The 14,043-nt window shown below is 72.8% G+C and carries 12 protein-coding genes and 1 tRNA gene; 7 read left to right on the top strand and 6 right to left on the bottom strand.

Features of this window, described 5'->3' with window-relative positions:
* The 3 genes from ACQRUO_RS34235 to ACQRUO_RS34225 all read right to left on the bottom strand — a co-directional run.
* On the bottom strand, positions 1–1,229 hold a 1,229-nt coding region (locus tag ACQRUO_RS34235; protein ID WP_428320050.1), incomplete at its 3' end, for a hypothetical protein.
* A gap of 149 nt (positions 1,230–1,378) precedes the next feature.
* Entirely contained in the window at positions 1,379–1,675 is a 297-nt protein-coding gene (locus tag ACQRUO_RS34230; RefSeq protein ID WP_428320049.1) for a pilin, read from the bottom strand.
* 349 nt (positions 1,676–2,024) lie between these two features.
* Positions 2,025–2,789 (bottom strand): hypothetical protein, encoded by a 765-nt coding sequence (locus tag ACQRUO_RS34225; protein WP_428320048.1) that lies wholly within the window; start codon positions 2,787–2,789, stop codon positions 2,025–2,027.
* A 402-nt stretch (positions 2,790–3,191) separates the two neighbouring features.
* Between ACQRUO_RS34225 and ACQRUO_RS34220 the strand changes: the two genes are divergently transcribed.
* The 3 genes from ACQRUO_RS34220 to ACQRUO_RS34210 all read left to right on the top strand — a co-directional run bounded on the left by ACQRUO_RS34220 (position 3,192) and on the right by ACQRUO_RS34210 (position 7,163).
* Positions 3,192–4,013 carry a hypothetical protein gene (locus ACQRUO_RS34220; RefSeq protein ID WP_428320047.1) on the top strand — a complete coding sequence of 274 codons (822 nt, stop codon included), beginning with the start codon at positions 3,192–3,194 and terminating at the stop codon, positions 4,011–4,013.
* 43 nt (positions 4,014–4,056) lie between these two features.
* The gene (locus tag ACQRUO_RS34215; protein ID WP_428320046.1) at positions 4,057–5,061 is read left to right on the top strand and encodes a TRM11 family SAM-dependent methyltransferase; all 1,005 of its coding nucleotides are present in this window, start codon (positions 4,057–4,059) and stop codon (positions 5,059–5,061) included.
* 326 nt (positions 5,062–5,387) lie between these two features.
* Positions 5,388–7,163, top strand: a complete 1,776-nt coding sequence (locus ACQRUO_RS34210; protein WP_428320045.1) for a recombinase family protein — start codon at positions 5,388–5,390, stop codon at positions 7,161–7,163.
* Here the strand turns inward: ACQRUO_RS34210 and ACQRUO_RS34205 are convergent.
* Positions 7,142–7,229: transfer RNA gene (locus ACQRUO_RS34205), tRNA-Leu, on the bottom strand. The genes ACQRUO_RS34210 and ACQRUO_RS34205 overlap by 22 nt on opposite strands.
* Positions 7,230–7,485: 256 nt before the next feature.
* Here ACQRUO_RS34205 and ACQRUO_RS34200 point away from each other — a divergent pair.
* The 3 genes from ACQRUO_RS34200 (at position 7,486) to ACQRUO_RS34190 (ending at position 10,567) form a co-directional block, all read left to right on the top strand.
* Positions 7,486–8,823, top strand: a complete 1,338-nt coding sequence (locus ACQRUO_RS34200; protein ID WP_428320044.1) for a M20/M25/M40 family metallo-hydrolase — start codon at positions 7,486–7,488, stop codon at positions 8,821–8,823.
* A 293-nt stretch (positions 8,824–9,116) separates the two neighbouring features.
* Positions 9,117–9,359 (top strand): chaplin, encoded by a 243-nt coding sequence (locus ACQRUO_RS34195; protein WP_428320043.1) that lies wholly within the window; start codon positions 9,117–9,119, stop codon positions 9,357–9,359.
* Between the two features lie 257 nt (positions 9,360–9,616).
* Positions 9,617–10,567, top strand: coding sequence for a chaplin (locus ACQRUO_RS34190; protein WP_428320042.1), 951 nt, complete (start codon positions 9,617–9,619; stop codon positions 10,565–10,567).
* 223 nt (positions 10,568–10,790) lie between these two features.
* Here the strand turns inward: ACQRUO_RS34190 and ACQRUO_RS34185 are convergent, their stop codons facing one another.
* On the bottom strand, positions 10,791–10,988 hold the full coding sequence (locus tag ACQRUO_RS34185; protein ID WP_428320051.1) for a DUF5703 family protein: 198 nt from the start codon (positions 10,986–10,988) through the stop codon (positions 10,791–10,793).
* 443 nt (positions 10,989–11,431) lie between these two features.
* Between ACQRUO_RS34185 and ACQRUO_RS34180 the strand changes: the two genes are divergently transcribed.
* On the top strand, positions 11,432–12,040 hold the full coding sequence (locus ACQRUO_RS34180) for a hypothetical protein (protein WP_428320041.1): 609 nt from the start codon (positions 11,432–11,434) through the stop codon (positions 12,038–12,040).
* Positions 12,041–12,173: 133 nt separating this feature from the next.
* On the opposite strand, the gene ACQRUO_RS34175 is transcribed toward ACQRUO_RS34180, so the two are convergent.
* On the bottom strand, positions 12,174–14,043 hold a 1,870-nt coding region (locus ACQRUO_RS34175), incomplete at its 5' end, for an ATP-binding domain-containing protein (protein ID WP_428320040.1).

Here is a 14,043-nt window from a genome sequence, read left to right as displayed (position 1 = left end):
GGCCCTGGCGCGGCGGGTAGCGCGCCGCCCGGCCCGCCGGCAGGTCCGCGCCCCGGGCCCGGCGTGCCCGGGGCGGTGGGCCCGGCTGCGCCGCCACCAGGGTGGTTGCGACGGGGTGTCCCCCATCGGTAGGTCGGGGCGGGGCCGGCCGCGGCCCTGGCCGCGCGCCCTGCCGTACCCGCTGCTCGGGCTCCGCGGATGCCGGAGGCGAGACGGGCGCCGAAGGCGTACGGCCCGAGCGACATGCCGAGTGCGCCGAGGGCGACCTTGCGCAGGACCCGCAGGCCGGGCATCCGTGGACCGGCCGCGCTGCCGGTGATGATGCGCGCGGGAGCGGTGACGATGCGTCGGATCCAGGAGGGGATCTTGATCAGGAGGTAGAGGGTGCAGCACAGGAGCAGGAGGTTGACCAACGGCGTGGTGCTGGCGAGCGGGATCAGGCCGTAGTTGTTGGGGTCGAGCAGGGCCTTGACGCAGACGAGCAGGGTGACGGCCTGGGCGATCTCGGTGGCCATGCAGCCGAGGTAGGCCCGCCACCACAGTCGGGCGATGCCGTCGCTAGCGGGGTGGGCGTGGCAGGCGAGCATCAGGGGGCTCGCGACGGTGAGGATGTCGGTGGCCGCGGTGCGCATCAAGGCGGCGACCAGCAGGGTCGCGCCGAGGGTGATCGCGACCAACTGGATGACGAGCATGTACGGGGCCGCGGTGCCGGTGATTTGGGCGAGGAAGAGGCCGATGAGGGTGCCTGCCACGTCGTGGGCACTGATGCCGTTGCCGAAGATCGCCGAGGCGAGGGCGTCGGTCAGTTCGACGGTGATCGAGCAGATGGTCATGGAGAGGCTGGAGGTGGCGATGCCCAGCAGTAGCCGCGGCAGCAGGTCCGGGGCGCCCCAGCGGTGCTGGACGCTGCCGTGGGTCATGGTGGTCAGCCCGGAGGCCAGGACGAACAGGCCGTAGCCGGCGATCGTGAGCACGCGCATCGCCTGCCACAGCTCGACGATGCGGGGCTGCTGCGCGGGGTTGATGGTGATCAGCAGGACCTCGACCAGAGTGTTGAACAGCGGCTCAACGAAGGGCCGGATCAGGTCGCCGAGCCAGCCGGTGATCGCCTCGCGGATCTGCCCGGGGATGTCCCAGAACGACGCTGAGTCACCGCCGCTGCCGCCCGCTCCGGTGTCGACCGGCGATGGCGCGGGCCCAGGCGACGGCGCCGGGGTCGGCATCGGCACCGGGGCCATTGGGGTGGGGGCGGGTGCTGCGGGGCTCGCGGACGGTACGCGCTGCTGTCCGCCGGGATCGGCGCGAGCGGGGCCCTGTGCGAGGGCCAGGACGGCGACTGCGATCGCCGCCGTCGCAGCCCAGGTCCGGCGGCGCTGTCTCACTTCGCGCCGACCAGACCCTTGAGGACATTGAGGATCACCGGAGCGAGGATCGCGATCATGTAGCCGATGCCGGCGCTCTTCAGCGCCCCCTTGGCCTTCTCGACCGCACCAGGGTCACCGCCAGCCATCATGTAGCGCAGCCCGCCGACGGTCAGGAAGGTCGTGGCGACCACGGCGGCGATCCCGGTGATCCACGCGGTGACGTTGGCGAACAGCTGATCGATCGTCGGTGGATCGGCCCGGAGGACGACCTCCGCTGCGACGGCGCTGGGCGCTGCCGCGATGAGCAGCATGCCAGCCAGGGCGAGAGCAGTCGCGATGGCGATCGGGCGGAGCACTCGACCGGGCAGAGCCCGGCTGCAACGACGTGTTGACACGGAAACTCCCACGAGAAGGCAGGCGGAGAGGTGGCGTTCGCCGGGTGGCGGTGAGCGAAAGGGCGCCGCTGCGGCGGGCCGGCCTCGAAGGTCCGTGGGCCGGCACCTCCCTCACGGGCAAGGTGGCGGACTGGGCAGCGGTGTCAGCGTCTGCGGCGGAATTCGAGACAGCTCCACCGAGACTGGTCGGCGGCGCCCTTTCACTCTCTAAAAACCGGGATTCGACGGCGTGTCTAACGCCCGCCCCGGAAAAACACCGAGAAATTCAGCCGCTCAGGAGCCCGGCCCGCGCGGCGCGAGCCAGGAGCAGCTCCGCCCGGTGACGGCGCATCCCCATCGCCTCCACCGAGATCCCGGCCTCCCCGGCCAGCACCCGCACCGCCACGCCATCCAACCTGGTGCGCGCGATCAGCTCCGCCTGCTCCCAGGTCAGGACCTCCCGCGCCACGGCCTGCCGGAGCACCTGATCAGGGCCGCCCACCGGCACACTGGCGGCCTGATCCGGCTGCTCGTCCAGCTCGGCGCGTGCCTCGGCGTGCCGGACCTCGCCGGCGCGGTAGGCGCGGACGGCGCGGTCTGCCGACCAGCAGAGGCTCGCGGGAATCCGGCCCGCCTCCACGCAGTCCAGGCGCTCGCGAAGCTCGACCGCCGCCTCCCAGAACCCGGCAAGGATCGCCTGCTGAACCTCCTCCTGCCTCAGCTCCGGGCTCTCCCGACGCAGCCGGGCGGCGATCCGCCACAGCCCCGGAAGCGCCATCGCGCACACCGCGGTGTCCCAGTCCTCCCCGTACCGGCCCGGGGCGGCGGTCCGGCGCAGCAGGCGGGCCCAGATCGCCCCGCGTGTCTGGTAGCCGACCGCGGTGTGCAGCAGCAGCGCCCGCAGCGCCGCCATGTCCACCGGGTGCTGCGGCAGCGCCGGGTCCAGGTCGCCGACCAGCAAGGTCAGCGGATGCGAGCGCTCCACGAGGCGCCGGAAAGCCTCCTCCACGGCCTGCATCGGCTCCATGCGGGCGGCGGTGTTCTCACACATGACGGTTCGTCCTCTCGGTTGCTGGCGGCGTGACTTCGCCACTGGCACCGGTCTCGCCGAGCCGCCGGGGGCCCGCCGGAGCCCGACCGGGCACGCCCGAGGGCCGACCTGGGGAAGACCTGGGGAAGCCACTGCACCCGCCCCCGTCCGAGCACCCCCAGCCCGGCCCCAGAATGGCCCTGAGCTGCGCAGATGCGCGCGTCTGGGGCGGGGGAGAGCTGGGGATGGGACACCAGCAGGAATCCCGAAAATTCCTCGGCGAGGACTTCCCTCCACCGATCTCTGGCACCGGCGTCGGTATGACTTATTCGCCATCGAACCGGTCGGCCGTTAAAAAGGACCCGAAAATCCGGTTTCTCTAGGTGTCAGCGTCTTCGCGGCGGCCGACGGGCCGAACCCCGCATGAACCAGCCCACCCGCCCGCTCAACCCCGCGGACCTGTTCACCCGCCCCCGCACCAACCCCGACCACGCCACCACCGCCCGACCCCCGCGCCCCCGCCGGGCCAACCCGACCGGGGTGCCGCTGTCGGTCTGGCTCACCGAACCGCTCGCCGGGTGCTGCCCGCGTTGCGAGACCCCCATCGGCGCTGCCTGCGCCAACCGCTTGCCGCTGGGCCTCGCCCACCAGATCGTCTGCGCGTTCACCGCCCCCGGCGACCTCGTCTACGTCCCCGACACCGGCAACGCCACCTGCCTCATCGCTGCCGTCAAGGCCGGCCGCCGGGCTCTCGGCCTGGTCCGGACCGCTCACGACTCCGACCTCGCCGACAGCGCCATCCAGCAGCAGGCTGCCGAGGTCTCTTCCCTGGCTTTCCTGCGCCGCGGCCACCCCGACACGCACACGGTTCTCGCCGACCACCACCACGCCAGCGCCCGACTCGCGATCGCCGCCCCGCACGCGCACACCACCCACGCCCAGCTCGCCGCCCTCACCGACGCCTGCGCCCAGGCCCTCAAGCCCGGCGGAGTCCTGGCGATCACGACCCGCCAGAACATCGGGCAGGACACCGCCGGCCACCTCGTCGCCCACGCCCGAGCCAGCGGACTGGTCTACCTCCAGTACATCGTCGCCGCCGAAGCCACCGCCACCGACGGCCGACTCATCCCCGCCACCCCTGCACCCGTCCGGCACCGCCAGGACTGCGTCTGCCACCACACCCGCCCCTGGCCCGGCCGGCACAACGTGATCCACAACGACCTCTACGCCTTCGCCAAGCCGTGAACACCCGCCCCCGCCCACGCCACTTCACTGCCAGGAGAACGCGATGACCACCACCGCCCACCGCATCCCCAGCCACCGGCCCGAGCCCGCGCCGACCCCGCCCAGGACGACCAACAGCGCCCCGGCCCCAGTGACCCTTGCCTCCATCCCCACCTCCGTGTGGGTCACCGCCCAGAAGCCCGCCGCCGGCCAGCGCCGCGGCCGCTACACCCCCACCTCCTCCGCCCACCCCGCCAAGATGCTCCCCGCCATCGCCGCCCACGCGATCGCCACCTACACCAACCCCGGCGACCTCGTCCTCGACCCGATGTGCGGCATCGGCACCACCCTGGTCGAAGCCGTCCACCTCGACCGCAACGCCATCGGCATCGAACTCGAAGGCCGCTGGACCGCCGTGGCCCGCGCCAACCTCAACCTCGCCCGCACCCAAGGCGCCACCGGCACCGCCACCGTGACCACCGGCGACGCCCGCCACACCCACACCCACATCGACCCCGCCCACCACGGCCGCGTCCAGCTCCTGCTCACCTCACCCCCCTACGGCGCCTCCGTCCACGGCCGCGTCAACGCCACCCGCGACACCCACCACGGCGGCATCGCCAAGTTCGACACCACCTACGGCACCAACCCCGCCAACCTCGCCCACGCCCCCACCGACCACCTCCTCGACGCATTCGCCACCATCCTCACCAACTGCACCCCGCTCCTCGCCTCCGGCGCCCACGTCGCCGTCACCGCCCGCCCCTGGCGCCACCACGGCGAACTCGTCGACCTCCCCACCGCCGTCATCGCCGCCGGCCAAGCCGCAGGCCTCACCCCCGTCGAACGCTGCGTCGCCCTCCTCGCCGGAGTGCGCGACGGCGAACTCCTGGCCCGCCCTTCCTTCTTCCAGCTCACCAACATCCGTGCCGCCCGGGCCGCCGGCGTCCCCATGCACCTGATCGTCCACGAGGACGTCCTCGTCTTCCGCAAGCCCGGAATCCCCAACCAACCGCCATCCGAGCAGGACCACACCGCCATCACCACGGAACAGGCGATCCGTGACTGACGCCGCTCCCGTCGCCCGGCCGGGCACCGACCCGGCCGGGGCCGCGGTGACCGACGGCGGAGCCGGCACCGACTCCACCCGGCGCACCGCCCGCGCCCTGTCCTCACCTCTCGTCATCGCCATCGGCGAACCACGCCTCACCCCGCTCGCGGCCGCGACCCTCCTGCGCATCCTGCGCCACCACGCTGCCGGGCACTCTCCCCGAACAGCCCACCCGTCACCCGATCGTGGTCCGGAGGCTGCTGGATAGCCTCCGCCGTCCGAGTTACGACTGGACGAACCCGCCGAACCGTGCGGCTCCATCACCGCCCCGGAGACAACCCACTATGACCACCCCCGCCGGCACCCCGCCCACCCCGCGCTGGCTGCCCTGCCGCCGCGACGGCCACCAGAACGCCCCGACCACCGCAACGCCCCTGAGGTTCGCGTTCTGCGGGCGGGTGTCGACGGAGGACAACCAAGACCCCGAGGCCTCCCGAGCCTGGCAACTCACCCGCGCCACCACCCTCATCGAACCGCTCGGCGGACTGATCACCGCCGAGTACTTCGACATCGGACAAAGCCGCGCCCTGCCCTGGAAGCGCCGCCCCCAGTCCGCTGCCCTCCTTACCGCCCTCTCCGACCCCGACCGGGGCTTCGACGCCGTCGTGGTCGGCGAACCCCAGCGCGCCTTCTACGGCAACCAGTTCGGCAACACCTTCCCGCTCTTCACCCACTACGGAGTCCCGCTCTGGGTGCCCGAGGTCGGCGGGCCGATCGACCCCGACAACGAAGCCCACGACATGATCATGTCCGTCTTCGGCGGCGTCTCCAAGGGCGAGCGCAACCGCGTCCGCATCCGGGTCCGCAGTGCCATGGCTGCCCAGACCCGTCTGGAGGGACGGTACTTGGGCGGCCGCCCGCCCTACGGCTACACGATCACGGACCTCGGGCCCCACCCCAACCCCGCCAAGGCCGCCGACGGCAAGCGCCTGCACGGCCTGGCGACCGACCCGACCGCCGAGGCCACTGTCCAGCGGATCTACCGCGAATTCCTCACCGGCAAGGGCTTCTTCGCGATCGCCGAAGGCCTGACCGCCGACCGCATCGCCTGCCCCTCCGCCCACGACCCGGACCGCAACCCCCACCGCGCCGGCATCGCGTGGTCCAAGGGCGCCGTGCGCGTCATTCTCACCAACCCCCGCTACACCGGCCGCCAGGTCTGGAACAAGCAGCGCAAGGACGAGATCCTCCTCGACATCGAGGACGTCACCCTCGGCTACACCACCACCCTGCGCTGGAACGACCAGGACAAGTGGATCGTCTCTGACCGGATCGTCCACCCTCCGATCATCGATGACGAGACCTTCGCCCAGGCCCAGGACATCATCCGATCCCGCAGCCGCTCGCACGCCGCCCCCGGGGTCCAACGCACCACAAACCTCTACCTCCTGCGCGGCACCTTCACCTGTGCCACCTGCGACCGCAAGATGCAGGGCCAGTGGATCCACGGCGAGGCCTACCACCGCTGCCGCTTCCCCGCCGAGTACGCCCTCGCGAACCGCATCCAGCACCCACGCAACGTCTACCTGCGCGAGAAGGACGTCCTCGGCCCCCTCGACCACTGGCTCACCAGGATGTTCGCCCCGCACCGCCTCGACGACACCATCGATCTCCTCGCCGCCGCCCAGAACCTCAGCCCCACCTCGGCCGCCCAAACCCTGCGCGCCGAGAGCGCCCGCACCATCATCACCACCTGTGACGCGAAACTCACTACCCACCGCGCCGCCCTCGAAGCCGGCGCCGACCCGGCCCTGGTCACCCAGTGGATCACCGAAACCCAAGCCACCCGCGCACGGGCCGAAGCCGAACTCCGGACCGCCCAGCAGGCCCGGGCCGACCAGCTCACCCGCGACGACATCGCCGCCCTCGCCCGGGCCAACAGCGACCTCGTAAATGTCCTCGCCGCCGCCGAACCCACCGACCGGGCTGGGCTCTACCAGCAGCTCGGACTGATCCTCACCTACGATTCCGGAAAGCAAAAAGTGCTGGTCGAGATGAATCTCAACCAGCACTTTCCCGGAACCCGTAGGCCCACAGTTGGTGTCCGAGGGGGGACTTGAACCCCCACGCCCGATAAAGGGCACTAGCACCTCAAGCTAGCGCGTCTGCCATTCCGCCACCCGGACCAGGTGTCTTGTCCGCCCGGCCCGTCGGCCGTGCTGACATGTGCAACTGTAGCAAAGATCGGCTCAGGGGCCCAAAAGCCTGGGGGAGTGGGGGTGGCCGCGGGGTGGACGGGAGGGTTCGGAGAGGTTCTGGGGGGATTTCCTTGGGGAGGGTACGGGGGCTGGGGGAGGATGGCGGGACCGTGCTCGAAGGATCCCGGCGAGGTCGGGGTGGCCCGGACGTGTGCCGGGTGGGGCAGACGACGAGGAGTGGGTGTTGAGCGAGTCGAAGGCGCAGCGGGCGGACGGGTCGCGGGTGACCGGGGAGTCGGAGGTCGTCGACATCTGCCGGGACCTGATCAGGATCGACACCAGCAACTACGGTGACGGGTCCGGGCCGGGTGAGCGGGCCGCCGCGGAGTACGTGGCCGAGCAACTGGCCGAGTTCGGGCTGGAGCCGAAGATCATCGAGTCGGCCAAGGGGCGGGCCAGCACCGTGGTGCGGATCGAGGGCGAGGACCGGTCGCGGCCGGGGCTGCTGATCCATGGGCACACCGACGTGGTGCCGGCCAACGCGGACGACTGGACGCATCACCCGTTCTCCGGCGAGGTCGCCGACGGGTGCGTCTGGGGGCGCGGCGCGGTGGACATGAAGGACATGGACGCGATGACCCTGGCGGTGGTCCGCGACCGGCTGCGCACCGGGCGCAAGCCTCCGCGGGACCTGGTGCTCGCCTTCCTGGCGGACGAGGAGGCCGGTGGCACCTACGGCGCCCGGTACCTGGTGGACAAGCACCCGGACCTGTTCGAGGGGGTCACCGAGGCGATCGGCGAGGTGGGCGGGTTCTCGTTCACAGTGGACGAGAAGACCCGGCTCTACCTGGTGGAGACGGCCGAGAAGGGCATGCACTGGATGCGCCTGACGGTCGAGGGGCGGGCCGGGCACGGGTCGATGGCGAACGACGACAACGCGATCACCGAGCTGTGCGAGGCGGTGGCCCGGCTCGGGCGGCACGAGTTCCCGCTGCGGATCACCAAGACCGTGCGGGCCTTCCTGGACGAGCTGTCGGACGCGCTCGGCGTGCCGCTCGACCCGGAGGACATGGACGAGACGCTGCGGGTGCTCGGCGGGATCGCCAAGATGATCGGCACCACGCTGCGCAACACCGCCCAGCCGACCATGTTGGGCGCCGGGTACAAGGTGAACGTGATCCCGGGGCAGGCCACGGCGCACGTGGACGGGCGGTTCCTGCCCGGCTACGAGGAGGAGTTCCTGGCCGAACTGGACCGGGTGCTCGGGCCGCGGGTGAAGCGGGAGAGCCTGCACTCCGACCGGGCGATCGAGACCGACTTCGACGGGCCGCTGGTGGCGGCCATGCAGGCGGCGTTGCAGGCCGAGGACCCGATCGCCCGCGCGGTGCCGTACTGCCTGTCCGGCGGCACCGACGCCAAGTCCTTCCAGGACCTGGGGATCCGCTGCTTCGGGTTCGCGCCGCTGCAGCTGCCGCCGGAGCTGGACTTCGCCGGGATGTTCCACGGGGTGGACGAGCGGGTGCCGGTCGAGGGGCTGAAGTTCGGCGTGCGGGTGCTGGACCGGTTCATCGACGCCAGCTGAGGCGCGGGCGAGGACTCCCACTGGGGCTCGTGCCGAGGCGCCGGCTGGGAGAGCGGCTGGTCCCGGACGTCACTTTCGACGTCCGGGACCAGCCGTTTTTATGAGGGGATGATCTGCGGCGGCGACAAGTGCCGCAGCCGAATCGTTTCTGCCGCTTTTTCCGGTTCGCTCATCCGAGCGAACGATCACCGCTGCGGGTGAATGGGAATGTTCCGGCGTACCCCGTTTGGCAGAGCCTCGTTCACTCCTATGGCGGCTCGGGGACCGGGCCGCTCGGATGATCAGGAGGAAAAATGAACGGCAAGAAGATCGCCATTGTCTCGGCTGCCGCGGGTGGGCTGCTGCTCGCCGGTGCCGGTGCGGCGTCCGCGACCGGTGGGGCCGGCGCCGAGGGTGCTGCGGTCCACTCGCCCGGCGTCGGCTCCGGCAACGTCGTCCAGGTTCCGGTGCACATCCCGGTGAACGTGTGCGGCAACACCGTCAGCGTGATCGGCCTGCTGAACCCGGCCTTCGGCAACGTCTGCTTCAACAACTGACGTTCTGCCGGTAGGTCTGCCGGATCAGAGGGCGGTCAACGCTCGAGGACTGGTACCACGAAAGAGGGGCGCCCCGATCGGGGCGCCCTTTTTCATGACGCAATCCACCCGATCGAGTGAGGTGCGGCCGGTTGGGCCAACCTTTCGTGGGCCGGCTCGTTACTCAGTGGGCGGGAAAAGATTTCGTCGGACATTCCGACCATCACATGTCAGGGGTACCTATGCGACAAGTTGCCAGAAAAGGCATCCTCACGGCGGTGGCCACGGGGAGCGTGCTGGCCTCCACGGCGGGCTATGCCTACGCGAGCGCGGACGCGGACGGCGCGGCCGTCGGCTCCCCGGGGGTCGGCTCGGGCAACACGGTGCAGGTGCCGGTGGACGCGCCGATCAACGTGTGCGGCAACACGGTGGACGTGGTCGGGCTGCTGAACCCGGCCTACGGCAACTCGTGCGGGAACAGCAGCTCGCACCACGGGCAGCACGGCCCGCAGCAGGGCGGTCAGACGAACCAGGGCAGCCAGGGCAGTCAGGGAAGCCAGGGCGACCAAGGCGGCCAGGGCGGTCAGGGGTCCCAGAACGGCCCGCAGGGTTCCGGTGCGGGTCAGGGTGGCGGCTCCGGTGTCCCGGGGCTGCCGGGCAGCCAGGCGGGTGCCCCGGTCGGCAGCGGTGCCAACGGCGCCGACCACGGTGGTGACAACGGCAACGGTGGTGACCACAGCGGCGGGCCGCTCGGCGGGAGCACCGCGGGCAGCAGCGCCTCCGGCGCGAGCTCGAACTCGCCCGGCGTGGGCTCGGGCAACACGGGCCAGCTGCCGATCGACGTCCCGGTCAACGCGTGCGGCGACTCGGTGAACGTGGTCGGCCTGCTGAACCCGGTGATGGGCAACGGCTGCGCCAACAACGAGGTCGCCCCGGTGCCTCCGGTCACCGTCCCGCCGGCGCAGACGCCGCCGGCGCAGACCCCACCGACCCAGACCCAGCCGACCACCGGCACCCGGTCCGGCTCCGCGCCGAGCACCGCCCCGGTCGCGGCGCCGGTCGCCGCTCCCGCGGCCGCGCCGGTCGCCGCCCAGGCGGCGAGCCAGCCGGTGACCGCGGGCCGGCTCGCCTACACCGGTGCGGACGGCCTGGACGTGCTCGTGCCGGCCGGCCTCGGGCTGCTGATCGCCGGTGGGGTGCTCTACCGCCGCGCCCGGACCGCGGCCTGACCCGTCTGCGGACGCGGACCTCGGCCCGAGCGCTGACCTCGGCCCGAGTGCGGACGCCGGCTCGAGTGCGGACGCCGGCTCGAGTGGTGCCGGTCCGTGAGGGCGGCTCAGGCTGAGCCCGCGGTGTGCGCGTCGCCGGGCGCGCCGCGCACCCGTGCGCCCGCCAGGCCGACCCCGGCCCGCGAGTCCGACCCCGGGGCCACCGCCCGGGCTCAGCCGGTCGTCACCAGTTGCTGCGAACCTGCCGGATGATCCGGCGGCGCAGCAGCACCGTCCGGCTGCCGTCCGGGAAGAGCCGCAGCCTGTCGAGCTCCCAGTGCCCGTACTCGGCGTGCTCGGTGAGCAGCTGCCGCGCTGCGTTGCGCGACGTGCCGCGCGGCATGCGCAGCGACTGGTACTCGTACTCGGGCTGTCGGACCAGCTTCGGTGGGGTCAAGGTTCGCCTCCTCAGCGACGTCTGCGGCAAGCCTACGACTTGCGCCGGACAGCCGGTCCGGTCCGGCTGGAGCGGGTGGACCACCGGTCCGATCGCGGGATCGGCGGTCGGCGGCTCCGGCCGGGTGGACCGTTCCGTGCCGCCGCGCGGGCCGACCGGGCGGGTGCTCGGCCGGGCTGCGCGGTCGCTCGGGGAACCGGTCTGATGATCGATCAATTCCCACGGGGCGACGTGGGGCTGTCCTCCGCGATGGGTTGTACCCGGCTCGTCGTGCCCGGAAGCGCCGGTCGCACGGGCCGGCGTACGGGATGCCACGGCGGGCGCAGAAGCGCATGGTTCGGACATCCCGGGTCAAGTTGCCGGGCTTTCGCAAACTCAGACCGGAACCCCTGTGCGCCCCGGGCCCAGGTACGGATAGCGTCTGACTCATGTCTGATGCCGCGCAGCTCACCCGCACCGAGGTACGCGAAGCCGCCGAGGCGGTCAAGGCCGCCATCGACCGCCATCTGGAGGCGGTCACCAGCAGTACCGAGGACGACGATCCGGCGGTCTCCGCCGCGTACGAGGAGTTGGCCGCGGCGGCCATCCACTACGACCAGGTCCTGTACGAGGTCTACGACGAGGTCACCCCGTTCGAGATCCCCGGCGACGGGGGACCGGGCAGCTACGCCGGGCCGGAGGACCCGGAGGCGATCAGCGTGCTGATCCGCCGCGACTACCGGATCGCCGACCCGCGCCGGCTGCGCAGCCAGGCCGAGCGCTTGGACCGCTCGCTGCCCGAGGTGCCGGAGGGCACCGACGGCGTGACGGCCGCGGTGGGGGTGGTCTTCGGCGAGTACGAGCCGGACGAGATCGCGGCCCGGTCCGAGGAGTTCGGCCTGGAGGAGGGCGACTCGACGATCTGGGTGACGGCGGCCGAGCCGGCGGAGCCGGGGGAGTGGCTCTCCGAGCCGTTCGACAGCCCGGACCCGCAGCTGCTGCTCTGCCGCTTCGACGTCAGCGAGGTGTACGACGACGAGGACGAGCTGGACGACTGACGGGGTTCTGGAGGACCGGGGGCCGACGAGGTCCCGGCGGACTGACGAGGTCCCGGGCGAGCGACGAGCTCTCCCGGGACCTTCGTTCGTTCGGTCGGGCCTGCGCAGTGCCCGGCCCGCTCAGTACGCCCGCTCAGTACGCCTGCTCGGCGTGCTCCGCGAGGAGCGCCCGCAACCGGGTGGTCCGCGGCGCGGCCGGCCGCTCGGCGACCGCCTGGGCCAGCGCGGGGCCGGCTGCGTGCACCACGGAGAGGTGGCGCTCGGCCCGGCTGAACGCCGTGTACACCCACTGCCGGGTGAGGGCGGCGGCCCCGTCCTCCGGGAGCACCACGACCACGCCCGGCCAGCGCCGCCCGACGGCCTGGTGCGCCGTCAGCGCCCAGCCGTGGCGCAGCCGGTCGATCCGGTCCGGCGGCAGCAGCAGCTCCTCGGCCGCCCCCGGGGCGGCCGCACCCGCCAGGGCGAGCCGCAGGCCGCTCGCGTCCCCGCCGAGCACGGTGCCGGGGCGGTTGACCCCGGGCAGCGGGGAGTAGACCACCCGGTCGCCCGGGTCGAAGCCGGCGAACCGGCCGGGGCCGGGATTGAGCCGGGCCTTGACGGCGGCGTTGAGCGCCCGGGTGCCGGCCGGGCCGCCATGGCCGGGGGTCAGCAACACGGTCTGCTCGACGGGGATGCCGAGGGCGCGCGGGATCGAGTCGGTGAGCAGCTGGACGGCCCGGTGGACGGCCTCGCCCGGCTCGCGCGCGGTGAGGATGACCACCTCCTTCTCCGGGGCCTCGACGCTCTGCAGTTCGCCGATGCCGATCCCGGAGACCAGTTCGCCGATCGGGCTGAGGTCGGGGGTGCGGGAGGCGACCACCGGGCAGGGCTTGGCGGCCAGCAGGTCGGCGAAGAGCCGGCCGGGGCCGGCCGACCAGAGCTGGCCGGGGTCGCCGCTGAGCACCAGTCGGGTGCCGTCGGCGAGCGCCTCGACCAGGGTGGCGGCCAGGTCCAGGTCGAGCAGCGGGGCGTCCTGCACGATCAGCAGGTCGAGCGCGAGCGAGCCGTCCGGGGCCCGGCCGGGGCCGGACCGGTGGTCGGCGCCGGTGGTCGGCGCGGTGCCGAGCAGCTCGGCCAGGGTGACCGAACGCTCGCTCGCGGCGGGCAGCGACGCGGCCAGCGCGTCCCGCCCGTAGTCGTTCCACGAGGCGGCCCAGGCGCGCAGCCCGAGGCCGTGGGCGGCGGTGAGCAGCGCGCCGAGCTCGGCGCGGGCGGCAGCGTCGCCGGTGTGCAGGACCAGCGGGTGGGCGGCGACGGCGCGGATCAGCGCGGTCGCGGAGGAGGACGGTGCAGCGGCCGCGGCCGCCTCCCAGGCCTCGGCGGAGGCCGGGACGGGGACCGGGGCCGGGGCGGAGAGCGGGTCGGAGTCGGGCGCGGAGTCGGAGTCGGTGGTGGCACCGGGGGTCTCCCCGGCCGGTGCCTCGTCCGCCGCTTCCCCGGCCGCGGGCGGCTCGAAGGTGGACATGATCCGCACCAGTCCGTCCGCCGCACTGTCCTCGGCGAGCGCCAGGCGCTCCAGCGCGAGCAGCATCCGGACCGGAGGCTCCTCGTCCTCCCCGGCGGCCTGGTGGGCCTCGGGGCCGGTGAGCTCCTCCTGGAACGGCATCAGCCGGCCGTCCAGCACGGCCTCCTGGATCACCTGCTCCGGCTCGGGCAGGCCGAGCTTGGCCAGCCCCTCGCGCAGCTCGGCCGCCTCCAGCGCCGAGTGCCCGCGGAGTGCGGCCTGCTCCAGCAGCCAGCCGGCCAGCGCCTGCCCGCGCCGCGGGTCGGTGGGGCCGGCCGCCGGACCGAGCAGCGCCCGGGCGAAGCCGTCGGCCTGCTCGGGACGCACCCCGGGCAGCGCGAGCAGGGACCACGGGTCCTCGCGCAGGGCGTCGGCCGCCGCCTCGCCGAAGGCCGCCACGGCGGCCGCGGCCAGGCCCGGCACCGCGGTGGCCGGGGCGCCCCCGGCGGTCAGCAGCTCG

Source organism: Kitasatospora sp. LaBMicrA B282 (genome assembly GCF_050325825.1).
Classification (GTDB): domain Bacteria; phylum Actinomycetota; class Actinomycetes; order Streptomycetales; family Streptomycetaceae; genus Kitasatospora.
This window is presented reverse-complemented; position numbering and strand designations above follow the sequence as displayed.